At 69.3% G+C, this 24,908-nt stretch carries 29 protein-coding genes and 3 pseudogenes; 10 read left to right on the top strand and 22 right to left on the bottom strand.

The annotated features are described in order from the left end of the window. Window positions 1-439: 439 nt before the first annotated feature. The 11 genes from ACZ60J_RS00005 to ACZ60J_RS00055 form a co-directional block, all read right to left on the bottom strand. Complete coding sequence (locus tag ACZ60J_RS00005; RefSeq protein ID WP_469677444.1) at window positions 440-892, bottom strand: peptidoglycan-binding domain-containing protein; 453 nt, start codon at window positions 890-892, stop codon at window positions 440-442. Window positions 893-1,376: 484 nt separating this feature from the next. Continuing rightward, window positions 1,377-1,790, bottom strand: a complete 414-nt coding sequence (locus ACZ60J_RS00010; protein ID WP_469677446.1) for a hypothetical protein — start codon at window positions 1,788-1,790, stop codon at window positions 1,377-1,379. A gap of 219 nt (window positions 1,791-2,009) precedes the next feature. After that, on the bottom strand, window positions 2,010-2,642 hold the full coding sequence (locus ACZ60J_RS00015) for an HPP family protein (protein ID WP_469677448.1): 633 nt from the start codon (window positions 2,640-2,642) through the stop codon (window positions 2,010-2,012). Between the two features lie 367 nt (window positions 2,643-3,009). Then, the gene (locus ACZ60J_RS00020; RefSeq protein WP_469677450.1) at window positions 3,010-3,429 is read right to left on the bottom strand and encodes a TOBE domain-containing protein; all 420 of its coding nucleotides are present in this window, start codon (window positions 3,427-3,429) and stop codon (window positions 3,010-3,012) included. Window positions 3,430-4,538: 1,109 nt separating this feature from the next. Further along, the gene (locus ACZ60J_RS00025) at window positions 4,539-5,768 is read right to left on the bottom strand and encodes a hypothetical protein (RefSeq protein WP_469677452.1); all 1,230 of its coding nucleotides are present in this window, start codon (window positions 5,766-5,768) and stop codon (window positions 4,539-4,541) included. Between the two features lie 586 nt (window positions 5,769-6,354). Next, the gene (locus ACZ60J_RS00030; protein ID WP_469677454.1) at window positions 6,355-6,666 is read right to left on the bottom strand and encodes a hypothetical protein; all 312 of its coding nucleotides are present in this window, start codon (window positions 6,664-6,666) and stop codon (window positions 6,355-6,357) included. 154 nt (window positions 6,667-6,820) lie between these two features. Beyond that, window positions 6,821-7,882, bottom strand: coding sequence for a transglycosylase family protein (locus ACZ60J_RS00035; protein WP_469677456.1), 1,062 nt, complete (start codon window positions 7,880-7,882; stop codon window positions 6,821-6,823). Between the two features lie 176 nt (window positions 7,883-8,058). Then, window positions 8,059-9,312 carry an FG-GAP repeat domain-containing protein gene (locus ACZ60J_RS00040; RefSeq protein WP_469677457.1) on the bottom strand — a complete coding sequence of 418 codons (1,254 nt, stop codon included), beginning with the start codon at window positions 9,310-9,312 and terminating at the stop codon, window positions 8,059-8,061. Window positions 9,313-9,365: 53 nt separating this feature from the next. Next, on the bottom strand, window positions 9,366-10,229 hold the full coding sequence (locus ACZ60J_RS00045; protein WP_469677459.1) for a hypothetical protein: 864 nt from the start codon (window positions 10,227-10,229) through the stop codon (window positions 9,366-9,368). A gap of 99 nt (window positions 10,230-10,328) precedes the next feature. Further along, window positions 10,329-10,604 (bottom strand): hypothetical protein, encoded by a 276-nt coding sequence (locus ACZ60J_RS00050; RefSeq protein ID WP_469677461.1) that lies wholly within the window; start codon window positions 10,602-10,604, stop codon window positions 10,329-10,331. Between the two features lie 5 nt (window positions 10,605-10,609). After that, window positions 10,610-10,792 (bottom strand): hypothetical protein, encoded by a 183-nt coding sequence (locus ACZ60J_RS00055; protein ID WP_469677462.1) that lies wholly within the window; start codon window positions 10,790-10,792, stop codon window positions 10,610-10,612. A gap of 258 nt (window positions 10,793-11,050) precedes the next feature. Here ACZ60J_RS00055 and ACZ60J_RS00060 point away from each other — a divergent pair, with 258 nt between their 5' ends. Continuing rightward, a complete protein-coding gene (locus ACZ60J_RS00060) occupies window positions 11,051-12,037 on the top strand; it encodes a helix-turn-helix transcriptional regulator (protein WP_469677464.1) in 987 nt (328 codons plus the stop codon). Window positions 12,038-12,413: 376 nt separating this feature from the next. Here the strand turns inward: ACZ60J_RS00060 and ACZ60J_RS00065 are convergent, their stop codons facing one another. Next, entirely contained in the window at window positions 12,414-13,022 is a 609-nt protein-coding gene (locus ACZ60J_RS00065; protein ID WP_469677466.1) for a hypothetical protein, read from the bottom strand. A gap of 453 nt (window positions 13,023-13,475) precedes the next feature. Between ACZ60J_RS00065 and ACZ60J_RS00070 the strand changes: the two genes are divergently transcribed. The 4 genes from ACZ60J_RS00070 to ACZ60J_RS00085 all read left to right on the top strand — a co-directional run bounded on the left by ACZ60J_RS00070 (window position 13,476) and on the right by ACZ60J_RS00085 (window position 15,423). Then, window positions 13,476-13,772 (top strand): PH domain-containing protein, encoded by a 297-nt coding sequence (locus tag ACZ60J_RS00070; protein WP_469677468.1) that lies wholly within the window; start codon window positions 13,476-13,478, stop codon window positions 13,770-13,772. Between the two features lie 23 nt (window positions 13,773-13,795). Continuing rightward, window positions 13,796-14,080, top strand: coding sequence for a hypothetical protein (locus ACZ60J_RS00075; protein ID WP_469677470.1), 285 nt, complete (start codon window positions 13,796-13,798; stop codon window positions 14,078-14,080). Between the two features lie 186 nt (window positions 14,081-14,266). Continuing rightward, window positions 14,267-15,025: an SDR family NAD(P)-dependent oxidoreductase gene (locus tag ACZ60J_RS00080; RefSeq protein ID WP_469677472.1), complete on the top strand. Its 759-nt coding sequence runs from the start codon at window positions 14,267-14,269 to the stop codon at window positions 15,023-15,025. Between the two features lie 26 nt (window positions 15,026-15,051). Beyond that, window positions 15,052-15,423 (top strand): MerR family transcriptional regulator, encoded by a 372-nt coding sequence (locus ACZ60J_RS00085; protein WP_469679069.1) that lies wholly within the window; start codon window positions 15,052-15,054, stop codon window positions 15,421-15,423. 459 nt (window positions 15,424-15,882) lie between these two features. On the opposite strand, the gene ACZ60J_RS00090 is transcribed toward ACZ60J_RS00085, so the two are convergent. The 3 genes and pseudogenes from ACZ60J_RS00090 to ACZ60J_RS00100 form a co-directional block, all read right to left on the bottom strand. Continuing rightward, window positions 15,883-16,317: a YdeI/OmpD-associated family protein gene (locus ACZ60J_RS00090; protein ID WP_469677474.1), complete on the bottom strand. Its 435-nt coding sequence runs from the start codon at window positions 16,315-16,317 to the stop codon at window positions 15,883-15,885. Window positions 16,318-16,331: 14 nt separating this feature from the next. Next, window positions 16,332-16,784 (bottom strand): VOC family protein, encoded by a 453-nt coding sequence (locus ACZ60J_RS00095; protein ID WP_469677476.1) that lies wholly within the window; start codon window positions 16,782-16,784, stop codon window positions 16,332-16,334. A gap of 61 nt (window positions 16,785-16,845) precedes the next feature. After that, window positions 16,846-17,223: pseudogene (locus tag ACZ60J_RS00100) on the bottom strand (SDR family NAD(P)-dependent oxidoreductase); the annotation flags it as partial. Here ACZ60J_RS00100 and ACZ60J_RS00105 point away from each other — a divergent pair. Continuing rightward, a pseudogene (locus tag ACZ60J_RS00105) lies at window positions 17,224-17,353 on the top strand (transposase); the annotation flags it as partial. A 31-nt stretch (window positions 17,354-17,384) separates the two neighbouring features. Here ACZ60J_RS00105 and ACZ60J_RS00110 read toward each other — a convergent pair. After that, complete coding sequence (locus ACZ60J_RS00110; RefSeq protein WP_469677478.1) at window positions 17,385-17,744, bottom strand: hypothetical protein; 360 nt, start codon at window positions 17,742-17,744, stop codon at window positions 17,385-17,387. Window positions 17,745-18,053: 309 nt separating this feature from the next. On the opposite strand from ACZ60J_RS00110, the gene ACZ60J_RS00115 reads away from it, so the two are divergent. Continuing rightward, the gene (locus tag ACZ60J_RS00115; RefSeq protein WP_469677480.1) at window positions 18,054-18,332 is read left to right on the top strand and encodes a hypothetical protein; all 279 of its coding nucleotides are present in this window, start codon (window positions 18,054-18,056) and stop codon (window positions 18,330-18,332) included. A 198-nt stretch (window positions 18,333-18,530) separates the two neighbouring features. On the opposite strand, the gene ACZ60J_RS00120 is transcribed toward ACZ60J_RS00115, so the two are convergent. From ACZ60J_RS00120 to ACZ60J_RS00135, 4 genes are all read right to left on the bottom strand, one after another. Then, entirely contained in the window at window positions 18,531-18,779 is a 249-nt protein-coding gene (locus ACZ60J_RS00120) for a DUF6087 family protein (protein ID WP_469677482.1), read from the bottom strand. Window positions 18,780-18,791: 12 nt separating this feature from the next. After that, window positions 18,792-19,967: a methyltransferase domain-containing protein gene (locus ACZ60J_RS00125; protein WP_469677484.1), complete on the bottom strand. Its 1,176-nt coding sequence runs from the start codon at window positions 19,965-19,967 to the stop codon at window positions 18,792-18,794. Between the two features lie 229 nt (window positions 19,968-20,196). Further along, window positions 20,197-20,439: a hypothetical protein gene (locus tag ACZ60J_RS00130; protein ID WP_469677486.1), complete on the bottom strand. Its 243-nt coding sequence runs from the start codon at window positions 20,437-20,439 to the stop codon at window positions 20,197-20,199. Beyond that, window positions 20,436-20,606, bottom strand: a complete 171-nt coding sequence (locus ACZ60J_RS00135; RefSeq protein ID WP_469677488.1) for a hypothetical protein — start codon at window positions 20,604-20,606, stop codon at window positions 20,436-20,438. The genes ACZ60J_RS00130 and ACZ60J_RS00135 overlap by 4 nt, the downstream gene beginning before the upstream one ends. A gap of 185 nt (window positions 20,607-20,791) precedes the next feature. Here ACZ60J_RS00135 and ACZ60J_RS00140 point away from each other — a divergent pair, with 185 nt between their 5' ends. From ACZ60J_RS00140 to ACZ60J_RS00150, 3 genes are all read left to right on the top strand, one after another. After that, window positions 20,792-21,883: a helix-turn-helix domain-containing protein gene (locus ACZ60J_RS00140; RefSeq protein ID WP_469677490.1), complete on the top strand. Its 1,092-nt coding sequence runs from the start codon at window positions 20,792-20,794 to the stop codon at window positions 21,881-21,883. Between the two features lie 20 nt (window positions 21,884-21,903). Continuing rightward, entirely contained in the window at window positions 21,904-22,485 is a 582-nt protein-coding gene (locus ACZ60J_RS00145) for an HD domain-containing protein (RefSeq protein WP_469677492.1), read from the top strand. Between the two features lie 61 nt (window positions 22,486-22,546). Next, on the top strand, window positions 22,547-22,711 hold the full coding sequence (locus ACZ60J_RS00150; protein WP_469677494.1) for a hypothetical protein: 165 nt from the start codon (window positions 22,547-22,549) through the stop codon (window positions 22,709-22,711). A 112-nt stretch (window positions 22,712-22,823) separates the two neighbouring features. Here the strand turns inward: ACZ60J_RS00150 and ACZ60J_RS00155 are convergent, their stop codons facing one another. Further along, on the bottom strand, window positions 22,824-23,939 hold the full coding sequence (locus ACZ60J_RS00155; RefSeq protein ID WP_469677496.1) for a lytic polysaccharide monooxygenase auxiliary activity family 9 protein: 1,116 nt from the start codon (window positions 23,937-23,939) through the stop codon (window positions 22,824-22,826). 273 nt (window positions 23,940-24,212) lie between these two features. Next, window positions 24,213-24,882 (bottom strand): annotated as a pseudogene (locus tag ACZ60J_RS00160) (transposase family protein); the annotation flags it as partial. Window positions 24,883-24,908 lie beyond the last annotated feature (26 nt).

The following is a 24,908-nucleotide window of genomic DNA, read 5'->3' on the forward strand; positions in this document are numbered from 1 at the left end:
CGCCGACCCGCCACCGCCGAGCTCCCCGGGCTCCGCTACGCCTTCGCACTGGCCATGGCCGCAGCACTCCGCGCAGCCGGCCTCACCGTGGAAGTCTGAGCCACATCCCGCGCATCGCCGCACACATCGACCAGTCCCAGCCCGAACTGCGCCCCCGCGGTATCGCCTGGGCCGAGATCGGTGAGGCCCTGGGCATCACGCGCCAGTCCGCATGGGAACGCTGCGCCAACCCCGAGTAACACGGCCAAGACAGAGCATCTTGTTGCCCCTCCGACGCCGCCCGACCGGCTCTTCACAACAAGACCGGACCAGCTGCGGCCCTCACGGCCCTGCGTGCATGTCCGAAGACAGGGACACCGCGTCACCAGCAACCTGCACCCAAGCCGGCTTCGCCGCCCGCAGCGGACGGCGAAGCCGGCCCTCGGGTCAAGTGACGGCGTCAGGAGCAGGTGTCGGCGTTGTAACTGGCCAGTCTGTCGTTGCCGTTGCGGTCATTGAAGTGGTAGCGGCCGTTCGAATCGACGCTGAGGCCGAAGCTGTTCACAGCCCCGACGTAGGCGTCAGCTTTGCCGTCGCCCGTCCAGTCCTGCAACGCACCGCCGGCCCAGCTCCAGACCGCGGGACCGGCCTTGCCGTCGGGGGTCAGACCGATGTCGTCCTTGAGTTCCTTGGTGGCCGTGCTGGTAGCGGGGCCGAAGTCTCCGTCGACACCGGAGGCGCTGAGGTATCCCTCGGCCCACAGGATCTTCTGCCACAGGCAGGTGGCGTTGGAGTGACGGTACGCGGCCGAGGAGATCGTGCCCTCGTCGTCGAAAGAGTAGTAGTAGGGCCCGGGGGTGCTGTCGACGAAGCCGCTCGCGATGCTTGCGGAAGCCGGAGTCGTGGAAAGCACGGTGAGGATCATGCCGGCGGCACCGGACGCAGCGAGTGCGGCAAGGCGAGTCCTGCTGGTACGCAACGATTCCTCCTGATATCTGCCAGTCCCGGATGCCATCGAGCACCACCCGGGGTCCGCGACCACCTGCCACGGACAGCAGGATCCTCACCCGATGCCGATACCGAGGTCTTGTACATTCCGGCCCGCAGCAGCTCACACCACCAAGCCCAGCCCACACGAGGCAGACCAGCCTGCGAGCCGGAGCTGCGGGGCCGGCACTACAGAAAAGTTGTCCAGCACATGCGTGTCGAGGCTCAAGTCGACCAGCCCGAAATACGGCGCCCCGTCATGGTCGCCGTACCGCAAGCATGCAGGAGGCTGCTCAATGGGCACCTCACATGCCATCAGCCGCGTCGCGTGCCTCAGCATCAATCCGATCGCGGGGGCGACTTGGCAGCGCGGCTCGACAGCCGCGTACTGCCTTCTTCCACACTTGTGGTCAGGCGGCCCAGCGGGCGGCGGTGACCAGGGCGAGGGTGATCGTGACGACCGCGCAGGATCCGTGGGCGACGACCGCCTTGAGGGGGAAGTGCCGCTCGGGAGTGGCCTCCGCCTGGGTGTGGAGGCCCGAGCTGGGCATCCAGCGCATCAGCATCATGAATCCGAACGCGGCAACGACAAGGAGCACCGCACACGCTGCCCACCCCGAGGCCTCGACCGCGCCCCAGATGTACAGGCCCCACATCAGCAGGCCGGCGACCGCGAACAGGACGTGGCCCAGGACCAGCCAGAGGGGCAGCCGTGTCACGCCCTGGCCGCGCTGGCGCAGGCCGCCGTTGCGGATCCAGACCGTCGCGAGGTAGGCACCCAGTGCGGCCGTCAGCAACCATGCAGCCAGGACAACGACTCCCACGGCCCTCCCCCCCTCCCCTGCGCCGCCGGTAGGCCGCAGTCCTCCGGACGGGGAGGACCGCGACGCCCAAGAACAACGCACGCCCGCCTTCGGGCACAGCGCATGCGGCCCACGATCACTCGTTCGGATGACAGATTGTTCGATTCCGCACGCGGAGACGACATCACGTGTGATCCGTAGCCGTGGGGCGATCAGGACCGTCGAGTTGTTTCTGGGAGGTCACCACCAGCGTGCGGGGTAGCGCTGCTGTCCACGCACCAGACGGGAGGTGAGGTACTGCACCAGGACGAGGATCGTCGCGGCACCCGCCAGGAGCGGGACGAAGTGCGCGGGAGCGGGGGACTGCAAGGACACGATGGCACTGGTCGCACACGCCGGGGCGTGCGCAACCCTCAACAGTCCGGTCACAGCGAACGTCGCCGCGGCCGCGGCGACGGCCGCCCCCGAGCCCGCGTGCCCCAGAGCCAGCACCCCGTACCCGGCGCCGGCTCCGATCAGGTGGCCGATCAGCACACTGCGGGGCTGCGCCGCCGCCGCGGTCGGGGCAGCATGCACGACTGCGGCACTGGCGGCCAGGGACGGGATCAGGACCGGTGCGTGGATGACCGCGCCCAGCGCCGCCAAGACCAGCAAGACCGTCACAACGGCGCCCAGCCCGTGCACCGAGCCCGCTCTCGCCCGCCACCGGGACCGTTCCATGGCAGTCGGTCCGGTATCCGCCGACGGCGACGACGGCTTGGACAGGACGACGGAATCGGTGCTCAAGAACACTCCCGTGACACGCGGCCCAGGGCCAGACGGAGGCTGGTGCGGCAGCCGCCACGAACCTAACAACGCTGATCGGGCCCGCATCAGTGGATGATCCGCCAGCCCTGCCGCAAGGACAACTGGATGTATCGGTGATCCATACCGCACAACGGTCTCAGAACACCGGCGATCAGACCACACCGATCAAGCGCCGCAAGGACCCCCGCCACACCGCGACGCCACCCGAACGTTCCGTCTCGTCGACGCATGATGACGCCTCCCACCGACAATCCGGCGGCCGAACCCGCGGGCCGGTGCGTTCCCTAGGTACGCCGAGGGCCCCGCACCGGAGGGGTTGGTGGGGGCCCTGGAAACGGCGGGCGGCCGGCCGGATCCCGAGGAGGGGAACTCCGACCGGCCGACGGCCGCGTCACCCGGCGCGGGAGGAGCCGACCGGGTGAGGTGGGGTGGATCAGGCGGCGGCGAGGGAGATCTCGGTGGCCTTGATCAGGGCGACGACCGAGCCGCCGGCCGCGAGGCCGAGGTCCTTGGCGGCGTCGGCGGTGATCGCGGCGGTCAGGCCGCCACCGTTGATGTCGACCTTGACCGAGGCCATGGCCGCACCGGCTGCAACGTCGGAGACGGTGCCGGCGATCTGGTTGCGGATCGAGACGCCCGTGACGGGGCCGGTGGCCAGGGAGACCTCGGTGGCCTTGACCAGGGCCTTGACCGCGGAGCCCTCGGCGAGGCCGAGGTCCTTGACGGCGTCGGTGGTGATGGCCGCGGTGATGTCCTGGCCGCCCTCCAGGCGCACCTTCACCGAAGTCATGGCCGCACCGGAGGTGATGGCGGTGACGGTGCCGGCGATCTGGTTACGGATGGACAGGCTCATGAGGGATGCCCCTTTAAGGAAGTCGAGGAAAATCTATTACTAATTGCAGCGGGGAAGTGAATTCCCTTGCCGCGCTTCCGACTCTAGGGCATCGGAAAACGGCCTGCTGGAGGCGCGTTGCAGATGCGGGACGGAATCCGCCGCTATCAGGCGCAGATGCCAGGGGGGCGTACGACCCCTCTTCCCTGGGACCTAAGACCCTGGTGACGTGGGGTTCTTCGGCCGTCCGGCCAGATGGCGATCGTCCTGCGGTATCGCTGCCCCTTGTAAATGCGAGATTCGTTGGCGATTCCGGTAGCAGATACGAGTTGAATCGAATAACGAGTTCGGCACATGCCGACATTGCCTTCTTCGCGCACTCGGGGTATTTCTGTACCCGGCGTTCCCCGGTCTTCCGCCGCGACCTGCCGGTCTGGCTGTGGTCATGAGCGCCTCTACAACGTCAGGCCGTAGGCAACGGCAAGGGACGGCAGCTTTGGGAGATCTCGACGAACCCGCGTCTAAGGTCCGGTGCCTTGCCGCGAAGCTGCGGGTGCGCCGTAGCCGGGCACCCTCTCGACCATCGACGATGCCCGCCATATGCACCGAACAGACCATCAGCCTTCTCTGGCCTGCACGCCCGGCACCGGTGGTGTTCAGAGTGGGAGCGGCCATCGGTGTTCTCGGGCGGAAGGACCGCCTTGGGCCGTGCGGATTTTCGCCTGCCGCTACTGACTGGCCGGGGGGACCCACGACACCAAGAAGGGTTGTACGGCGTTACGCACGCGCGGGTCCGACCGGCTGACACACCTGCGCGCTTGCGCAAGGCAGGATCAGCGCTGCGGCGTTCCTGGCCGTACTCCGTGACGTATGGTCAGGAACGCCGCCAGCTCATAGCGGCATCAGGCAACAGCGCCGGCTTCCAAAAGGATCATCGCGTGGATCGCGAAATCCGCGCCCACGGCAGGCCGCATGATCCGGCCGCCTGATACCCGGCCTGCGTTCCAGCGAATGCATTCGCTCCCTGCCGGTTACCGATCTCCTGCTGCGGGTCGGACGTCGGCGAGGAAGGCTCCGGATGCCGCCGGGCCCGACCCGCTTCCAGGACCAGGTCCAGCTACGCCTGCGTGTTAGTAGTTGAAGTTGCTGCTGAGCACCTGCTGAATGACGGCGTCCGAGTCCCATTGGTTGGTGAGGAGGTCGTTCCAGGCGTTCGCGGCACCAAGGTTTCCACCAGTGAGGGCGATGCCGAAGAGCTCGATGTCGCCGTAGCCGGAGTAGTCGCTCGATCCGAGCACGCTCCACGTGTTGGGGTCAACGCCTTTGCGCCCGTCCGGCCCAGCCGGCTCGGTAATGTTCGAGACGTTGGACAGTGCGACCAGACCGAGCTGGGTGTTTCCGCCGGCGTTCGCCGTCACCGCTCCGCGCACCTGGCTGATCCCTGATTCCAGGCGGACCTTGCACGCCGTACCCGCGCTGTCGCAGGCGCTGCCTCGGAACACGTTCTGGCCGGGGCCGCTGTCGGTCCACGTGAACCCGGCCTGCACCAGCGCCTGCTTGGACGCCGCACCGAATCCTCCAGAGGCCGGGTCGGCGACCGCGATCCGGTGGCCACTGGTCGCGAGCCAGGTCACCACCTCCGGCATCGTGTCAGGCTGGCCCCCGGAGATCGGCGGGGCGTCGCACCGAATGGAGTGCGGTTTGCCATTGCCGCTGCCGCTGGCGTCCACGCCGAACGCCAGCGGCGGACTCGCGCCGTCGGAGGGGTCCACGCCCGCGGTCGGACCCGAATAGTCGCCGGAGCAGCTAAAGAGCACCAGCCTCCCGATTGCCAGGACGTGCTTGCTGGTGACATCGCCGTTGCACTCGGTGCTCACACCCGCCGTGCACGTCCCACCGTCCGCGGTCGGGATGACCGCGTCCACCGTGGCTTCGTCGGCCCCCAGGAGCGCGTCAATGTGCAGGGGCCCATCGACGCAGTGGTTCGAAGAGGCCGGATTGCACGTGGCGTAGGGGCCTGCTCCCTGCAGCTGCTGGCGCAGATATCCCGGCGAGATCCCCCTCATCGTCGATGTATCGATCGCCGGCTTGTTCCAGAACCCGCCGATCTGCGCGGCGCTGTTCGCCGTGAACGGAGTAAACCCCTCCAGCGCGCCTATCCGCCCCTTCAACTCCTGCAGCACGGGATACATGTCACTCCCGACAGCGATCTGCGAATCCGTCGATGCGGACGCTGCCGGCGTCGCAGCGGCAATCAGTGCCGTGGCGACGGCGCCCGCCGCGAACACGTTCCTTACCCGGCGTAGCGCGGTACGGCCGGAGCCCTGGGCACTCCACGTGCGCCTGGACTGTCGTTGCATCTGATGCTCCTCATTGATCTGGTTGGCTACACCTGTCTCACGGACACCCTGCTCGAGAGGTCAGGAAAATTCCGAAAATGCATGGGCATATGCGAACTTTCAAGCGCGACAGCGCCGCACATGCCCAAAAGGTGATCACGCGGGAGACATGGTAGTCAATGATTGACTACCATGTCTGCTGTGGTCGTAGCGCACCTGCGCAGACTGCAGCGGGTCAGACGAGCGAGTGCCGTCAGCCGTTGCAGGGAAGGGGCCGCTGCACTCCTCATCGGCCGGGCCAGATGGGCGGCCTGGACCGAGCGCGCAGAGCAGCTCACTGGGCATGCTTGGCCTGTTTGAGGCGGCGCCCACGCTCGTCAGCGGCCGAATCGGCCGCCGTGGCGCGACAGCAGTCTGAGCCGCCGCCCTCGCCAACACCCCCGTCGCCAGGGCGCGGCGCGACCCCCAGACACCGGGCGAACAGTGTCAGGCCCCAGCGCCGTCCGCTCGGGCGAGGGCGGCCATGAAGTGGATGTGGCCGTCTGCGTGCCGTACGGCGATCCACCGGCCGGCCTGCACATTCGCGGTGCAATGCTCGCGGTGGCCTTCAGCGCGGCCGCGCGTACCCGTCCGTCAGCTGCTCACCGGTGCCAACGTCATCCAGTGCGCCCGTGACGTCGAGAAGGAAGGGCTGCTGAGGCTCGGTCCAGCTCCAGGGCTCGCTCGCGGACCGGCTCGAGCCGGTAGTGGACAGGACGGAGAGGACGAAAGAGCGGTGCTCTGGTTCCGGGTCGTACCGGTGTGAGGTCACCGCGGCGAACGTCTCCGCATCGAGGCAACGGGTGAGGACCCACAAAACCGAGTCCCAGTCGCTCGCCCCCTCCTCCCCCGCGAGAGCTCTGGCCATCAGCTCGGCCACGGGCGTGAGGCCGCCGAAGGCCCATTCCAACCGGGTGAGGACCGCACCGGTGGTCGCGAAGAAGGCCCAGGTCAGCGACCTGGGCCTTCTTCACTGTCCGAACGGATCGGACTTTGCCGTGTTCTCGCTCCTTGACTGTCCTTGCCAGTCGCTCCTACCAGGCGCCGGTGATGGGGGTGTCACCCGGGTTGCCGAACCGCTTGTTGTAGATCACCGTGTCGGAGTTCTTCGCGGCACCGATGAAGTCGGAGGTCGCGGCGCGGTAGATACCGACCTTGTCGGTGCCGTCGCCGTTCCAGTCACCCTTGATCGGGGTATCACCCGGGTTGCCGAACTTCACCGTGTGCGACACCGACGCCGTCGCGTTGGAGTCACTCAGGTAGAAAGTCGTGTCACCCGGCCGGTAGACACCCACCGTGTCGGTGCCATCCCCGTTCCAGTCACCCGTCATCGGCCTGTCACCAGCCACACCCATCCTGCGGGTCACCGCCACCGAAGCGTTGTCGTTGGTGAGGGAGAACGTCTGGTCACTCGGACGGTAGATACCGATGGTGTCCTTACCGTCACCGTTCCAGTCCCCCACCACCGGAACGTCATCGGGATTGCCCAGCATCCGCGACACCGCAACCGACGCGTTGTCGTTGGTGAGGTAGAACGTCTGGTTGCTCGGCCGGTACACACCAAAGGTGTCCTTGCCGTCACCGTTCCAGTCACCCGTCAGCGGCACATCCCCCGACGCACCGAACCCCGCATAGCCGGCCAGCCCACCCGACGCGTCCGAGATGTAGAACACCGACTCACCCGGACGGTACACACCCGCGAGGGAAGGGGAATCGGCGGGCGTCGCCGGATAGGGGTCGGCGTGGTCCGAGCCGAGTCCGGCCGCCGGGCCGCAGTGGGGCCAGGCGCCCTGGCCCTGGCCGGCCAGGACCTTCTCGCCTATGAGGATCTGCTGCTTCTTCGTGGCCTGGTGCGGATAGGCCGCGTACTGCGTGCCGCCGAACGCCTTCCACGTGCTGAGGCTGAACTGCAGGCCCCCGTAGTAACCGTTGCCCGTGTTGATGCTCCAGTTCCCGGTGGCCTCGCACTGGGCGACCTTGTCCCAGGTGCTGACCGAGGCCGCCTGGGCGGGCTGGGCCGCGACAGCCGTCAGGCAGGCGGCGGCCAGGGCCAGGGAACCTGCAGTGCGGAGGGCGGTCGACAGGGTGTGACGCATGGGTGGGAACTCCTATGGCGGTACGGGCAGGTAAATGTGTTCCGTCAGTGGACGGCGGCAGGGGTGCCGGCCGGTGCGCGACCCGGTCGTCGGGTCGGCGGCGCTGCGGCGGTGCGAGCCGGCAGGCGCGGGCCGTTCGCGGGCGCCTGCCGGGTGACTCGGGACTTGAGCGGGGGCTACCAGGCACCGGTGATGGGGGTGTCGCCCGGGTTGCCGAAGCGCTTGTTGTAGATCACGGTGTCGGAGTCCTTCGCGGCACCGATGAAGTCGGAGGTCGCGGCGCGGTAGATACCGACCTTGTCGGTGCCGTCGCCGTTCCAGTCACCCTTGATCGGGGTGTCACCCGGGTTGCCGAACTTCACCGTGTGCGACACCGACGCGGTGGCGTTGGAGTCGCTCAGGTAGAAGGTGGTGTCGCCGGGACGGTAGACACCCACCGTGTCGGTGCCATCCCCGTTCCAGTCGCCCGTGATCGGGGTGTCGCCCGCGACACCCATCCTGCGGATGACCGCCACCGAAGCGTTGTCGTTGGTGAGGGAATACGTCTGGTCTCCCGGACGGTAGATGCCGATGGTGTCGGTTCCGTTTCCGTCCCAGTCGCCGACCACCGGGACGTCGTCGGGGTTCCCCAGCATCCGGCTCACCGCCACCGTCGCGTTGTCGTTGGTGAGGTAGAAGGTCTGGTTGCTCGGCCGGTACACACCAAAGGTGTCCTTGCCGTCGCCGTTCCAGTCACCCGTCAGCGGGACATCGCCCGACGCACCGAACCCCGCATAGCCGGCCAGCCCACCCGACGCGTCCGAGATGTAGAACACCGACTCACCCTTCCGATACACACCCGCGGTGGTCGGCTGGCTGTCGTCGACGATCTTGTTGTAGCGGAGCGCCTTGTAGTCGCCGTTGGGGTGGCCGTCGATGCTGGAGGCGTTGATGGACATGCCGGTGATGTGCTTCACCGGGGTCGATCCGAAGGTGTAGTACGAGAACTTGGTGTGCGCGGCGTCGTCCCACTTGTCGAAGAGGATGACGTGGTCGTAGTAGCTGTTGAGGACGTCACCGGCCTTGAGCTGGCTGCGCGGAATCTCGTAGGTGTCGGCGCTGTCCCCGATGCCGTGGGTGCTCAGGCTGCTGGACAGGTGCCAGGTCATGGACACATAGCCGGAGCAGTCGGTGCGGTAGTTCTTGCCGGCGGAGTCGGGGTACGAGCCGCTCTGGTTGTACGTGAGGTTCTTGCCGAGCCAGTACTTGGCGCGCTCGATGACCTCGCTTCGGGATATGGCGCCACCGACGTTGGATGAGGAGGCGGTGGCCGCCGCGAGGGTCGTGGCCGTGGCGGGGGCGGCCTGGGCGGGGATCACGGTGGCGGTGCCGGCGAGACCGGCGATGGCCAGGGTGGCGGCGGCGCAGGCGGCGGAACGCTTCATGGACATGCGTGACTCCTGAAAGTGCTGGAAACAGGTGGGGTGGTGAGATCCGTTCGGGATCACTTGTCGAGCTGTGCGCCGAGGGTGCGCAGGACGGTGGCGTCGCCTCGGAAGTCGTAGGACGGGGGGGTGCCGGCGGTGCCCGGGGATGCCACCTCGTCGAAGTGAAGGAGGGCGAGGACGGTGCCCCGCTGTACGGCGTAGATGTGGTTGGCCTGGTCGCCGGGGGACGAGAGGCCCTGGACTGCCGTCCAGCGGCGCTGCCAGGCCGCACCCTCGGGGGTGGTTGCCGTGTCCCGGACGGTGGCGTCCTGGGGCAGTGCGTTCTGCTTCTGAAGGGCGCGGCTGGTCGCCTGGCAGTTCTTCATCGCCTCGGCGGTCTTGCGGAACGCGGCGGCGGCCGTGGCCTCGTCCGGGAAGGTGAGGGTGTCCTGGACGGCGACGGTGTCGCGGGAGGAGCCGAGGTAGCCCTGCTGCTTCCAGGCCGTCGCCTTCGCGACGCTCACACACTCGTTGAGCTGGAAGTCCCCGCTGAGCGGGAGCGACTTGACGTTGCCCATGGGCTTCCACTGCTGCCGGGTGCTGTCCGGGAGTTCGGTGGGGTTGAGCACGGGCTGCGAGGGGGCGGCCCCACTCGGCCTGGCCGACGAACTCGTGCTCGGCTCGGTGGCCGGGGCGGCGGGCGCGGTCGTAGGGGCCGGGTTCGCGGTACGGGTCGCGGTGGGCGCGGCCGGCACGGTGGCTGCGGCCCGGGGCGTGATTGCCGGGGCAGGGGGCGCCGGGGCGGCAGCGATCGGCACCGGAGCGTCCGTCGCGGAGGCACTGGCCTGCTGGCTCACGCCGTAGACGGCGGCCACCGCAACGAGGCTGGTTCCGGCGAGAACGGCGGTGCGGACGCGACGGGACGCGGCGGTGCGGGGCATGGCGGATCTCCTGGGAGTGGGCAGGCCGAAGGAAGCCTCGGTGCGGGGAAGTCGGGGGCTCGGCAGGAAGCCGGGGCCCGCAGGGCGGAGAGGACCGCCTCAGTGATGCGTGACGGTGGCGTGGTAGCCGTGCGCGGTAAGGGGCGCGTGGGCGTCAGCGAGGATGGCGCGAGCCTGGTCGAGGGCCGCGTCCTCGGACGCGGCTCGCAGGAAGAGGTAGACGTCGATGCCTTCGTCGGAGGCCTTGGCCCGCAGGTGCTCCAGATTGCGGGACGGGGCGGTGCGCGCCCAGATCAGGTCGGAGACAACGGCGAGTGCGCTCTTGTGTGCGGGGCCTGGAGGGGTTGCGGTGAGTGAGGCGCGGACGACGCGCATCAGGGTCAGTCCCAGTTGATGCTGTTGGTGCCGGCCATCGGGGCAGTGTCCCAGTTGATGCTGCCCGGAACAGAGACCGAGGGCTTGGCGGTTGCGCCGGTGGCGGCTGCCGAGGCCGTCGTGACGGTGGCGGCGCACAGGAGGGAGGCAAGGACGGCAACAGCGGCGATTCGGGCGGTGCGGGACATGGGATTCCTCTGGATCGAAGCTTGTGGGGTGGTGAGTGCTGCTGCGCGCTGCTCCGGACCGTCCTTGCGGCTCTGGCCTTGAGTCGGGGACTTTCGCCCCCGCCGTTCCGGTGATCACTATGTTGCTGCCCGTCTGACGTGCGCAGAAGGGGTTCAGGCAGGCACCAAGACGCCAGGCACCTTGGTGCCATCTGTGGCTTACGATCAAGGAATCGGCCGCTGATGCGCGCGGCCGGAAATCAGTTGGGGGACTGAAGAGTGCTGCAATCGCTAGGGCTGGGACCGGATGTCGAAGCCGTGTACCGGGGGATGCTGGCCGACCCTTCGGGGGGTGTGGCCGAACTGTGCGCGAGTCTCGGACTCACCGAGACGCAAGTCCGCAACGGCCTGGACCAGCTCGTTGATCTCGACCTGCTGCGGCCCTCACGGGACAGCCCGGGCGCACTGCGCGCGGTGACCCCCGATCTGGGCCTGGAGCTGCTGCTGCGCCGCCAGGAGGAGGACCTGGCCCGGCGCCAGGCGGAGTTGGCCCGCAGCAAGGCGGCCGCCGTGCGGGCCGTATCGGAATTCGCGGACCTCCGGCCGAACACGGAGGTCGACGGAGCAGAACGCCTCGTCGGCATGGACGCCATACAGAGCCGGCTGGAGGAACTGGCCCACGGGCTGGCACGGGAGTTCACGGCAATCCTGCCCGGGGGCGCCCTGTCCGAGGCCAGCCTGGAAGCCTCGCGCCCGCTCGACCGACGCGCACTCAAACGCGGCATCGAGATGCGCTCGGTCTACCAGGACAGCGCCCGCAACGACCCGGCGACACTGGCCTACGCCCGGTGGCTGACGGAGGAAGGCGGCCAGGTCCGCACCAGCCCGCTCCTGCCGCCCCGCCTGCTGATCTTCGACGCCGAGGTAGCCGTCGTACCGATCGACCCCACCAACTCCCGCCTGGGAGCACTGTGCACCCGCGCGCCCGGCATCGTGGCGTCCCTGCTGTCCTTGTTCGAGCAGACCTGGGGCTCCGCCGTCCCGCTCGGCGCGGACCGCGCCCGCTCCACCGACACGAAGCCCACCTCAGGCGAACTCGAACTCCTCAAGCTCCTGGCCTCGGGCATGACGGACGAAGCAGCCGGCAAGCGCCTGGGGGTCTCCCTACGGACCGTACGCCGCCAGATGTCCGCGCTGATGGAACGCCTCCACGCCAGCAGCCGGTTCGAGGCCGGCCTGAAAGCGGCCCAGCAGGGCTGGCTCTGAGGGGGCCGCACGACAGGACACCAAACTGCAGCGCGGCTTCAGCATTCCGCTCCACCGGAGGGGACATCCTATAGATGACCGCACGATGCTGCTGGCCCTCCCGTACAAGGAGAGGTGGCGCCGGCTTGAGGTCCCCTTCGCGGCCCCGGCACGGGTTCACCGCTCCGAGCGCTCCCTACGACGTCGGGCTCATCCGGCTCGGCGACGGCGTACTCGAACCCGGCCCTGTAGGCCACGCAACGGGTCCCTCTACCCGGAGCAGCGTGGCCGCCACGTACAGGGGCACTGTCCTGGGAGGCTGGTGGGTAGAGCTCGTCCGGGTCTTCCTTCGCACGTCGGTCCGGGCGGGCCGCCTTCTGGAACCTGGTGGGCGTGGTCAGCTGTAGGGGCTCCAGCGTCCGAGGCGTGCCAGGAGTCTGCGGGTGGCGTCCTCGTTGAGGCCGAGTTGGGCGGCTGCTTGCGTGGTGTCGAGGTCGTTGGCGGTGGCGCGGGCGGCCCAGTAGCCAACCCGTTCCGCCGTGACCTCCAGGCGACGGGCCGCCCGCACCGCGGCGACCGGCGCGGTCTTGGTCAGCCGGTCGATCTCCTGCTCCAGCTGTGCCAGCAGCGTGGTGACGGTCCCGGGCAGGGGGACCGTGCTCGCCTCAACCTGGTCGGTGTGCCCGTCCCAGTCGCCTTCGCCTGCGTCCGCCTGCTCGCTCCCGCCTTCGGCCAGATCCTGGCAGCCGATCACCTCCCAGTCCAGGCAGTGTTCGAGGCCTGTCCAGCCGCAGGAGCACACCGCGCGCACCGCGGCGGCCCGGGGGACGTGGGGCCAGCGGCCGTCGTAGACGCTCCACTGGGAGACCGGGTCCCCTCCCCCACCAGAGCCACTGTCGAAGTACACCGGCGCCGGAACCGTCCCGTCTCCCAGGACGGCCTCGACCGAGCCGGTGTGGGACGAGCCGAACTCCTCCGTCGTCCAGGTCTCACGCCTACTCACCACGACCCCACCCCTCTCCCCTGCCCCCGTGTTCAGACGGCCCACGGTGTGGGGCCGCCCGACCACGACGATGCCGCAGCCGGGCCGCCGGCCAGGCGGATTTTCACGAAGTGGTCGCGGGGACCTCAGCAGCGCCGATCAGGTGGGACAGCCGTACCGGACCCAACTCCCCAGGTAGCGATGCCGGGACCGTTTTCAGGATGCCGACTCGGCCGTACCGTCCGCCGCTGACCGAACGGTTTCCGGCTCGGGCCTGCTCGAAGGCCTCCGCCGCCGTCAGCCGCCCGCGCACCTGAGCGGGGGGTGTGCGCGGCTTGTGGCGGACCGTGCGCTGCCCGGGAATGGCGCAGCCCGACTTCTGCGTCCTGGAGCCCTTGGTTCCTCGCCGTGGGGGTTGCGATCATGGGCGGTCTTGGGACCATCGCAGAGCGAGGGGGAAGCGTGCACGAGGAATCGATGCCTCTTCAGTACGGCACCACGACGAAAACGAGGTCCATCGTCCTGGGCGTACTGGGCCTGTCCGTGGCCGGGTTCCTCATCAGAATCTGGACGGAGGAGTATCGCCTCTGGTTCCAGACATCGATGACCGTCGTTGCGGCGGTCACCCTCATCTTCGTTCTCTGCACGGCGCCGCGCACCTTCACCCGCGTCGACGACGACGGCATCACCTTGCGGTCGAGCGTACGAATTCGGCGCCTCGACTGGGCCGACATCTACGACATCCGCACCGTCGCCCCGCCCTACCCGGGATAGGGGAACCTGCCGTAGCCTCGACGGTGCTCTACGCCTACCGGGCCGACGGTCGACGCGTACTTCTGCCGAACCTGGACACCTCCGAACTCACACCGGAGAGCTTCCCCCGGGAAGCAGCTGCCCTGCAGCAGTTGCTTCATGACCGCCGGGCAGTCGGCTGGACGCCAGACCCGCAGGTGGAAGCGCATATCGCCCGGCACGAAGAACGGTACGCGCGGCATTACCGGGCCCTCACCAGCAGAGCCTTCACCAATCTGACCGTCGTGGTCATGGTCGCCGTCATCATCGTCTGTGTCGCCGTCTTCTGACAGCACATGGCAGGGCGGCTTGTTTGTCTCCGGCGAGGCACTCAGTCTGTCGACACGCTGAGCTGAACTGCTGCACGGCTCATGCAGCAGTCTCGCTGTCATCCGCGCGCGATCACCAATGGCGCCTGTCCTCTGGCGGGCGATGCTTGACCTTGCCACTGGCGGCAGGGTTGGACGCTGTGCGGCATGAACAGCACCGCACCCCGCACCAGCAGGATCGTCGCCGTCACCGGAGCCGGCACCGGGATCGGCCGGGCCACCGCCCGTGCCTTCGCCGCCGAAGGCGCCCACGTGGTGGCGATCGGACGGCGAGCCGAGCCTCTCGAAGAGACCGCTGCCTCGAGCGCCAGGATCACACCGCTGGCCGCCGATATCACCGCCGAAGGCGAGCCCTGCCGGATTCTCCGGACCGTCCTGGAGAGACACGGCCGGCTGGACGTGCTTGTCAACAACGCCGGCATCGTGCGCAGCGGCGCTCTGGACACCCTCACGCCACACATGATCGACGCTCAGCTCTCCACCAACCTCGTGGCCCCCATATTGCTGGCACAGGCCGCGCTGCCGCTTCTGGAGGCGTCGCGCGGAGTGATCGTCAACGTCAGTACGTCGGTGGGACAGCGCGCCTGGCCGGGCAGTTCGGTCTATGCCGCGACGAAGACCGCTCTGGAGCTGCTGACTCGCAGCTGGGCCGTCGAGCTGGCACCCCGGGGGGTACGGGTGGTGGCCGTCGCGCCCGGCGCGGTCGACACACCCATCGGCGAGCACCAGGGGCTGACGGCGGAGCGGATGGCCGCCGTGCGGGAATGGCAGCTGGCGCACACCCCCCTTGCCCGGATCGGCCGCCCCGAGGAGGTGGCCTGGGCGATCACCCAGCTCGCCTCTCCGGCGGCCTCGTTCATCACCGGAGTGGTACTCCCGGTCGACGGCGGAGCGGTCGTGGCGTGATAGGAGTGGACCGGGAGGTGGGGCAGGTGCGCATCGGCGAGCTGGCCAAGAAGACAGGAGCGACCGCTCGGGCACTGCGGCACTACGAGCAGGCCGGACTGATCTCCTCCGACCGGGCCTCCAACGGATACCGCGTCTACGACGAGCGGGCCATGGTGCGCGTGGGCAACATCCGCTACCTGCTGAACGCCGGGCTCACCCTGGACGACGTACGCATCTTTCTGCCGTGCCTGGACGGTGACGTGGCTACGGCACCGCCCTCGGACAAAGGGCTGCAGGTCGCGCGACAACGACTGGCAGTCCTCGATCGGCGGATCTCCGCCCAGACCGCCGCCCGCGACCGGCTGACAACCGCGCTGCAGCAGGCTGCCGGTGGCCAAGTCCGCCCGCAGCCCTGACCCTCCAGCCCGACACCGACAGGTGGCCCGAGACCAAACGGCGGGCGACAGGGCTTCACCAACGAAGGCAGCCGCACGTACCCGGACGGCAACTCCGACCCGCAGGGAGCGGCAGCCCTGAAGACCTCCGGCATCGGCGGAGGCTCGTGCAGCGAAGGGGCGAGGAATGCGCAGTAGGCGTTCCCGCGGGGCCTGACAGCCCTCGCGCGGTGAGTCGGGCGGGAAGGCGCAGCACGGCCGGTGCCGCGCGCCCACGGCGAGGGGTCGCGGTCGAGGGGGAAGCGGAGCCGGTGATCGTGAAGCTGGGCGTGTGAGTCTCCAACCAAGCTGGGGGTGGACTGGGCGTGACCGGATCGGCCCGGATCGAAGCCCGTGTCGCTGCTGGTTCCCTGGCGGCTGTTGCGGAACGCCGGCCGGTCCGGCCGGCGTTCCGCAGTGAGGTTGCCATCCGCTTTTTGGTCAGGTCCGCAGGGTGGTGATGGCCTTCTCGATGCGGCGTTGGCGTGTCTCGGGCTTCTTCGCGCTCTCGATGGCCCGCACGTGCTCGCGCTTGCGGCTGTGCGTGAGGGTGTCGTAGACGGCGCGGGCGGCCGGGTCTGCGTCCAGGGCCCGAGCGAAGTCCTCCGGCTCGACGACGACGCGCGGCTCGGTGTCGAGCTCGACCTCGACCTCGACCTCCTCGCCGATCTCGACGCCTGCGGCCTGCCGGTTGGCATGGCTGAGGCCGATCAGGTGGCGGCCGCGCAGGAGGGCGATCCTGCTCTGCCAGGAATGCCCGTTGATCGTGATCGTCACCGGCGGCCGCGAGCCCTCGCCGAGCGCTGCCACCACCTCGGGCGGAACCTCCAGGCCCCGCATGGGCTCGGGAGGCTCGACATGGGCGCGGAACTTCACGGTCTTCTCCCCTTTTACTCGGCGTAGGGCTGGTCGGTGCCCTGGTCGCTGTAGCCGAGGCTCCAGACGTAGCCGTCCAGGTCGGCGAAGGTGCCGCCGTAGCCGCCCCACGGCAGCGCACCCGCCGGCTTGAGGATCTTGGCGCCGGCCTTGTGGGCCTCTGCCATGACCTCGTCGACGCGCGCCTGACTGCGCACCACGTACGTCAGGACCAGGCCGCTGAAGCCGCTTCCTTCCTGGTCCGTGCCCACCTGCTGGGCGAGACCCTCACGGCTGTAGAAACCGACGGGCGAGGCACCGTCGGACTCGAAGAACACCGATATGCCGAAGTCGCTCTGTACCTTCCAGCCGAGCCCCTCGACGTAGAACCGCTTGGCGGCCTCCATGTCGCGGACTCCGAGCAGGATCGAGCTGACGTGCGCCTTCATTGCGTACTCCTTGCGCTGTGTGTGACGGATGGTGCTCATGGTGAGGCTAGAGGCGGCCCGATGAGCCCAGCTTCTCGATTTCTGATCGATCCGGCGAAGGTCACAGACCGGAGCCGCCGGTGGCATCAATCACCTTGCCGGTGACCCAGCGCGCGGCGTCCGAGGCGAGGAAGGCCCCCACGTCGGCCACGTCCTGCCGCCGGCCGACGCGGCCCAGCGCGGCCAGGGAGGCCGCCCGAGCCTCGGCCTACGGGTTGCCGCGCAGCCAGCCCGCGTTGACGTCCGTGTCGATGATCCCGGGCCCGACCGAGTTCGCCGTGATACCGCGAGCGCCCAGCTCCTTCGCAAGGTTGAGGATGAAATTGTCCAGAGCGCCCTTGGCGGCACCGTAGGCGATGATCTCGGGCATGGCGACGCGGGCTGCGCCGCTGGAAATGTTGATGATCCGGCGGCCGGCGCCGCGCAGTCGCTTCAGCCCTTGTGGGAGTTGTTCGAACGCGTGGTGCCCGTCGGCACCGGAACGTCCTCAGGTCGGTGGCCGGCGTCGGCATGGGGATCGGGAGGTGCTGGCTGCGATCATCTCCGTGGCCACCTCTGGGTGCACCTGGATGGCGGGCTGGACGCGCCGGACGGCTGCTGCTACTTACGGGTGAGGGTTTGATCGTCCCCGTTATCAGGATCTCCCACGCTGCGCCGCATCTTCGGATGCGCCTTCGAGCCGCCGAATTCCCATGGGTTGCCGTCGCAGACGGTGGTCCAAACCTGCTGCGCTTCCTTGTCGTCGGGATACGCGCCCCACTTGCCCGTGCCGCTGCACTCCGACACCTTGTCGCCGTCGTTGTTGAACTCGGCAAGGTTCGTTACGACGACGGTGCCGTCGTCCTTGAAGAGCAGGGTCCCGGTATCGCCCTCGGTCCAGGTGCCTACGATGTCGGCCCGAGCCAATGTCTGTGACTGCCCCATGCACCCCGTGGCCAGCGTCAACACCGCGACCGCCACGACCACTCCACGCAACCCCGCAGCGACTCGCCCTCGTTCATCACGCATGACTCCCCCTTGCGTACGCCAAACCCTGGTTCCTTCGGACACCAGATCGTCAAGCGCTCACGCTGCCACGAAATCTGAACATGTTCAACTCTACTCGGCGTGCATCGGCAGCCCCGCTCCGCACCGTATTGAGCGGTGCACCTTGGCCGCTCGCCGTAAGACGCCCTTCACGCCCTGGGGGCCGGCCGCGCCCTGGGCACCCGCGTCGCCGCGGTCACCCTTGGCGCCCTGGGCTCCGGCCGCGCCGGTGATAGCGAGCAGGTGCCGTGGTCTGCGGCGCGGCGGGAGGCATACGCGAACGACCAGGCATCCCCTGACACGCTGATCGCGGTCTCTGCGGTCTCGAACAGGAGCAAGTCGGACAATGATCCGGCCGAGTGGCTGCCGTCGGACGGCGCCTACCACTGCACGTACACCGCGACCTGGGTCGCAACCAAACTCCGCTGGGACCTCGCCGCCGACGAAGCCGAGGTCCAGTCGCTCCTGGGGCTCGCGGAGGACTGCCCGACCACGACCATCGCCTACGAGAAGGCCCTGTAGGCCGAGGGACGGATCCCTCTTCCCCGGAGCAGCGTGGCCGGCGCGTACGGGAGCGCTGGCCTGGGAGACTGGGGGCTGGAGCTCGTCCGGGTCTTCCTTCGCACCTCGGTCCAGGCGGGCCACCCGCTGGATCCGGATCGGCGTGATCAGCAGTAGGGGCTCCACCGTCCGAGGCGTGCCAGCAGCGTGCGGGCGGCGTCAGCCGGTCAGGAAGAGCGCGGCCTCGGCGGCCGTGGCCGCGACTCCGACGGGCACCCACTGCCCGGACTCGACGTCCAGCTCCAGGAGGACGCGGGGAGCATCGGGGGCGAGGTGCGCGGCGCGGCCACGGGCGGCGGGGTCGAGGGGTTCGGCGCGGCGATGGCCGGTGATCTGCTGGTCCGATGCGCGGCGTTGGTCGCGGCGGGCCGCCCACTGCTCCAGCGACGGTTCCTCACGCTCACCCACGACACTCCCCTTTCATCGCCACTGCGCGCCCGGCAGCAGGTTGCCCGGGTCGTCCAACCATGGTGTCTCACCGTCGGGGGTGACGGTAAGCCCGAAGCGGTCGAGAGCGGGGCGGCCTTGCTCCTCCCACCAGGCGCAGGCGGCTTCTACGGCGTCCCAGAGCCGTCGGGGTCCGTGCTGGTAGACGGTGCCCGGTCCGTCCTCCTCCGGCCAGCGCACGGCCGCCCACGACCGGTCGCTCAGGGAGTAGAACCAGGCGGCCAGGGTGCCGTCCTCCTCGCGGAAGACGGTGTGGGTGAGGTGGGGGACGGCGAGCCCGATGACGAACTCGGCGTCGGTGAGCTGTCCCGGCTGGAGGACCGTGCCGGCCGATCCGGGCCAGGTGGTGACGTAGTCGGTGTGGGTCGGCCACACGGTCCGGTGCGAGCGGGCCCGCATGAACTCCAGCCCGGCGCGGAACCGTCCGGACGCCTCGCCGTCGCCGAGGACATCGAGGCGCAGCAGGGCGTCCCGGTTGCTGTAGTGGGTGCCGTACGGGACGGCGATGACCCCACCTGGGCGGACCTGGTCCGTCCAGGCCCGGGGGATGGAGCGGACCCCGAACGTGCACAACAGCCGGTCGTACGGTCCGCCCGCCGGGTGTCCGGCGAGGGCGTCACCGGTGAGGACTTCGGCGTAGAGGCCGAGCCTGCACAGGTTCTCCCTCGCGGTGGCCGAGACGGCCGCATCCACGTCGATGGTGACGACGTTGGCGGCGCCGCAGCGGTGGGCGAGGAGGCCGGCTGTTTCCCCGGTGCCGGTGCCCGCGTCCAAGACCTGCATGCCGCTGTCGGCCTCCAGGGCGGCGAGGAGCTGAAAGACCGTGGTGGGCTGTGAGCTGGACGACGTCGCCACACGCCCCGGGGCGGTGCCGCGATGGGCGCCGTCGTCCCACTGCGTGACGATCGACAGGTCACTGTCCGCGAACCCGTACCAGGCCGCCGGATCCGTACGCCGGTCAACGGTGACGGCCCGGGCCGCCTCGGCCTCGCCGCCGGATAGAAACGGCCACATCAGGCGCGGCAGGAATGCCGCGCGGTCGACGGCGGCGAACGTGGGCGCCCAATCAGAGGTGAGGGCGCCGGATTCCATGAGGCCGCGCCCCAGCTCGGTACGGCTGGGGCGCTCCTGGCGTGCGGTTGCAGTCATCTCTACTTGCCGTGCTTCCCGCCACCGGAAGGGGTGGAGGTGTCGGGGTTGGACGGGGGCGGCGGGGGCGGGGTGGAGATCGGCGCTGACCCGCCACTGTGGCTCCCGCCGCTGCCTCCACCACTCCCGCCGCTCCCGCTGCCTCCGCTTCCGCTGTTGTTGTCCATGACGGTCTTCCTCTCGTCGGTGGTGCGGTACCGGCCGGGCGGGCGCCAGGCCGGCGGCTGGTTCACTCCACGCGCTCGACGTCCCGTAACAGCGCCTTGACCTCCCTGCCGGACGGCAGTCGGGCCCACAGAAACGCCATCTGCGCGTCTACGCCGGGCCACCCGGAGCCGAGTTGGACCACGGTGCCGGTGAACTCTGCCGAGGCTTCGCGGCTCCGGTCCTCGGGCTCGACGTACGTGGTCCCGGTGACGGTGTCACCGACCCGGTACGGCTTGATGGCCACCCGGCGGGCCACCGCAGTCACCGCTCACCGCCGGTCTCGTCCTCGATGCCGGCCGGGTGCTGGACAGCCTCGTGCACGGGATCGTCATCCCAGCGGGCGAGGAACACGGCCAGACCGTGATCGGCCCGTACGCGCAGAGCGGGACTCGGCGCGAACGGCGGCACACCGTCTCGGGGGTCCTCTGACACGGCGTACCTACCTCTCTGGAAGGCGCAACGGCGACGGCGAGCACTGGCCGGCATGCGTGGTGCCGACCACAGGAGCCGGCGGAAGCCCCTGCCGGATTCCTCGGGTTGACCGTACGGGCGCCCGTGGTGGAGTAGGACTGACTGCGGGTACGAGTTCGGGTAGCGGCCCCGCCCCAGGGAGCGTCATGACCGCAAAGGACACCGCCCGGCCACGGTCGGGATTCATCAGCGGCTTCGTGCTGCGCACCGCCCGAGAGTCGATCCCCGCCACGCAGCAGGGCCTGGCCGAGCTCCTCGACGTCGACCTGGCGACCGTGCAGGGCTGGGAGTCGGGGCGCCGCCCGCTGGCCAACATGAAGGCCGGAGCCCTCACCGGCATGCGCCGCCGCCTGGCCGTCCTCGGCGCCGATCAGCACGTCGTGGTGCTCCTGGACGCGGCCATGGACGCGGACCGGATCGTGGCAGCCTGCATGGCCCCAGCCGACGGCGGCCGCACGCTGGGCGAATGGGTCCACACCCGCGACACCACCCACATGCTCGCGTGGGCGCTCACGGGCACCCCGCCTCCGTCGCTCGCCGAGCGCCTGGAACGGCCCCGGCGCGGCCCCGTCCCCACCGCCCCGTTACTCGACCCCGGCGACCGGCAGACCGTCTTCGACCAGCTCCGCACGGCCGCCGAGTCCGCGAAGCGCACGGACCCGCAGGGCATCCTGCTGCATCGTCAGGCTCTCTACCTGGCCTCCTACGACCGCACCCCGCAAGCACGCGCGTGGACCGCCCAGGCCCTGCACGCCCGGCGTGCCGTCCTGGCCCGCCGCGGCTGGACCCCTCAGTGGGCCGAGGCCCGCTCCACGGCGACCGCCCTGGCCCGCCTCGGCGACCCCGTGCCCTTGTGGGACTTCATCGAGCGGGCCATAGCCGGCAGCGACGACGGCGAAGCCGCGAACCTGACCTACTGGGCGTACTGGCTCGGCGTCGCCCGCCAGCCCCAGGCCGACGACACCTTCATGCGCGACCGCACCCTGACCGGCTGGGACCCCGTCGCCCTGCTGCGTGCCCTCGCCGACGGCATGCACCTCGCACCCGGGTACGTCGACCTGTACGCCCACTCGCTGTGGGCGCTGCTCACCGCACACCCCTGGCTGCCCCGCGCTCTGCCCCAGGTCACCGCATCCCTGACCGGGCGCGCGGAAAGACTCCTCGGGGACGGCGTGATCTCCCCCAGATCCAGACGCGAACTCGGTTCCCTCCACTACGTTTTACGACAGAACGCATGATCCGAACCGGAGGTCACCACATGGCAGACGAGACGCCGAACGCCCAGGGCACGGCCGGGTTCCTCTTCGAGATGGGCGTCCTGAAGAACGCGAAGCGCACCGGCTGGTGGTTCACCGGGAACAACAACCCCGAGTCCATCGCCGAGCACTCCTTCCGCGTCGGGATCATCGGCTCCGTCCTCGCGATGATGGAAGGCGCCGACGCCGGCAAGGTCGCCCTGATGTGCCTCTTCCACGACACGCAGGAGACCCGGATCGGGGACATCCCGCACATCGGCCGCCGCTACATCCAGGCCGCCACCAACCAGACCGTCACCGCCGACCAGGTCTCCGCCACCCACCCGGCCGTCAAGGCCGGCGTCCAGCGCATCGTGGACGAGTACGAGACCGGCAGCAGCCTCGAAGTCCTCGTCGCGCACGACGCCGACAAACTCGAATGCCTCGTCCAGGCAGTCGAATACCGGGCCCAGGGCTACAGCGAGGTACAGGACTGGATCGACACTTCCCTCGCCAGCCTCAAAACACCCTCCGCGCAAGCCCTCGCCGAAGCCGCACTCACCATGTCCCCGCTCCAGTGGCGCCGCACGTTCCTCGGCGGCTGACACCAGCCCGCAGCAGGCAACGGGCAGCACAGCGCCGACGCCGTGCCACCCTAGGAGGCCTTTGTACGCCGCGGCGAACAAAGGCCTCCTAGGGTGGCTCCTCGCCTCCTCCAACAGCCACGGCTTCGCCTACTGGCTGTTCCTCACCCTGATCGTCGCCACCAACCTCGGCGCCTTCTGCGTGATCCCCTACGCCCTCGTCCTCGGCACCACCAGGAGCTGCTGACCCTCCGAGCCGGAGCCGCACAGGCCCGTGGCCTACGGCGTCCCGGGACGCGGTCCGGTCGTTCCGGCCTGAGGGTTGGCCGGGCAGCATCCGCCGTGTGGCGCGGGGCGTCTTACCTGCGGTTCCCGCGACGGGTGAGGGCCCACCTGGAGGCGACTCCGAGTACGAGGACGGCCGCGCCGGTGAGGGCGATGGCCGGCGTGGTGTTGCTGCTGCCGGTTTCGGCGAGGTTCTCGCCTTCGAGCGGGGCCGAGCCTCCGTTCGGCCGCATGCCCTGGGAGGAGGACGCGGAGTTGGTGGTGGGGTCGTCGTCGCCGTGGCCCGCGTGCTCGACCGAGGACATGCGTGCGCCCTGGGTGATCTGTGCGTCGGTGGGGGCTTTGGCGTAGGGGCAGTCCGGAGTGCCGATCCGGTCCCAGCGGCCCCGGCCTGGGCGACCGGGCTTCGTGGGCTTGCCCGGCCTCGAGGGCTTGGCGGTCGGGGTTCCGCCGGTCGATCCGGTCGACCCCGAACCGGGCGCCGGAGCACCCGGGCCGTCCGGGTTTCCCGTGGAGGGGGCCGCGGTCGGCGCGCCGCCCGTGCTTCCGCCGCCATCAGCGCCGAAGACCACGTCGGAGCAGCTGTAGAAGGCTTCCGGGCTGTCGGAGCGCTGCCAGATCGCGTAGATGAGATGGCGTCCGGTGCGTCGGGGAACCGTGCCGGTGAAGACGTAGTCCTGCCCCTGCATCTGGGGGTTGTTGACGGCAGCGAACGGCTGGTCCTCCAGGTCGGACCACTTCAGCGGCTTGGTCGGGTCGTAGCTGTCCTTGGTGATGTAGAGCTGGAAACCGCCGGCGTGCGGGGCGGTCCCCTTGTAGCGGAAGGTGTGCTGTCCGGACTTCATGGGGCTGGCGGGCCAGTCACCGCGTGCGAGGTCCAGGCCTTTGAAGGTGGGGTTGCCCGCCGAGCAGAGCTGTCCGTCGGGGATGATCTGGCGGCTTCGGCCCCCGGCTGCCGGGATGTTGACACCGTTCCAGTCGTAGAAGGCCTGCTTCCCGCTGGCGGCGACAGCCGCTTTGCATGCGGCGGAGACCGGGTTCTCCGGACCTTCCGCGTAGCAGGCCGCGACCCTGCTGACGGGATCGGTCATCGAGCCGTGTGCTGAGGCCGGGAAGGCGGCGTACGCGGCGATACCCAGCGGGGCGAGAGTGAGCGTGGCGATACGGACAGCGGATCGACGAGCAGGCACAGGCGGATCTCCTCACAAGGGTGGCGCACGTTCTCCGAGACCGGGGAGACCGCGCGGCACCGGCCTCTCCCCTGGACGCGGCGCCGCCGCGTGACTCCCCGGCGGACACGAACGTAGCCACCGCCCCGCTACCGGATCACGGGCTTCCACCGGGATTACGGCAGCCTTAAGATCCACCTAATCCGAACATGCGCCCCATCGCCGTGGGCCTCCCGCCTGTGGGAGCAGGCCGGGGCCGGAACAGGCTGCATCGGGTGCGCCGATGCGACCTCCGCCATGTCGCCTTGGTTCTCCTTTGCGGGTCGGTCGCAGCAACTCGATTCCCTGGCGGGCGAGTTGGTTTTCGAAGTCGCGGCCGAAGTCCGCGATCACCGTCTGGCCGGGACGGTCGGCGATGGGGGCGGGGTTCATCCGCGATCAGGGCTCTGGAGAGTTTCGCGTTCGTCGGCTTTGGCTCCGGTCGGGGCGAAGGTGACCGGCAGGCCCTGGTGCAGACCAGGTGCAGGCGCAGGCCCCAGAAGAAGCGGCTGTGGCTGGTGCAGTAGCCGCATTCGGCCCATCCGGCCAGGTCGGAGCGTTGACGGTCTCGCGGGAGCGGCCGCATTCGATCGGGGGTGTCCACGACCCAGGCGTCGTCGTTCCACACCGAGGTGCTGGCCGCCAGCAGCCGGGAGACCCTGCGCAGCCGCTTGTTGTAGCCGGGCTGCTGGGGCAGGTACGGGAAGTGGGGACGCAGATGGGGGCGGGCGTATCGCAGCCATCGGGCCTCGGAGGTGAAGCCGAACCCGGCCTGCATCACCGCCAGGGCAACCAGCTCGGCATCGGTGAGCCGCGGCGCGATCCCCACAGGCGGACGCCAGGGTGCCAGGTCCGGGCGTTGCTTCAGCACGTCGTCGGTCGTCGCATAGAGTGCCGTCGCGAGGGCGTCCAGGCCAATTGTCACGAAAAGATCTTGTATGGGAGGTACTT

The organism is Streptomyces sp. NPDC104226, from assembly GCF_055584085.1.

Excerpts from the sequence above, each read along its gene's own strand:
- ACZ60J_RS00015 (WP_469677448.1), bottom strand. The coding sequence starts at position 2,642 with ATGCGGGCCCGATCAGCGTTGTTAGGTTCGTGGCGGCTGCCGCACCAG.
- ACZ60J_RS00020 (WP_469677450.1), bottom strand. The coding sequence starts at position 3,429 with ATGAGCCTGTCCATCCGTAACCAGATCGCCGGCACCGTCACCGCCATC.
- ACZ60J_RS00025 (WP_469677452.1), bottom strand. The coding sequence starts at position 5,768 with ATGCAACGACAGTCCAGGCGCACGTGGAGTGCCCAGGGCTCCGGCCGT.
- ACZ60J_RS00035 (WP_469677456.1), bottom strand. The coding sequence starts at position 7,882 with ATGCGTCACACCCTGTCGACCGCCCTCCGCACTGCAGGTTCCCTGGCC.
- ACZ60J_RS00040 (WP_469677457.1), bottom strand. The coding sequence starts at position 9,312 with ATGTCCATGAAGCGTTCCGCCGCCTGCGCCGCCGCCACCCTGGCCATC.
- ACZ60J_RS00045 (WP_469677459.1), bottom strand. The coding sequence starts at position 10,229 with ATGCCCCGCACCGCCGCGTCCCGTCGCGTCCGCACCGCCGTTCTCGCC.
- ACZ60J_RS00050 (WP_469677461.1), bottom strand. The coding sequence starts at position 10,604 with ATGCGCGTCGTCCGCGCCTCACTCACCGCAACCCCTCCAGGCCCCGCA.
- ACZ60J_RS00055 (WP_469677462.1), bottom strand. The coding sequence starts at position 10,792 with ATGTCCCGCACCGCCCGAATCGCCGCTGTTGCCGTCCTTGCCTCCCTC.
- ACZ60J_RS00070 (WP_469677468.1), top strand. The coding sequence starts at position 13,476 with ATGCCTCTTCAGTACGGCACCACGACGAAAACGAGGTCCATCGTCCTG.
- ACZ60J_RS00080 (WP_469677472.1), top strand. The coding sequence starts at position 14,267 with ATGAACAGCACCGCACCCCGCACCAGCAGGATCGTCGCCGTCACCGGA.
- ACZ60J_RS00095 (WP_469677476.1), bottom strand. The coding sequence starts at position 16,784 with ATGAGCACCATCCGTCACACACAGCGCAAGGAGTACGCAATGAAGGCG.
- ACZ60J_RS00125 (WP_469677484.1), bottom strand. The coding sequence starts at position 19,967 with ATGACTGCAACCGCACGCCAGGAGCGCCCCAGCCGTACCGAGCTGGGG.
- ACZ60J_RS00140 (WP_469677490.1), top strand. The coding sequence starts at position 20,792 with ATGACCGCAAAGGACACCGCCCGGCCACGGTCGGGATTCATCAGCGGC.
- ACZ60J_RS00145 (WP_469677492.1), top strand. The coding sequence starts at position 21,904 with ATGGCAGACGAGACGCCGAACGCCCAGGGCACGGCCGGGTTCCTCTTC.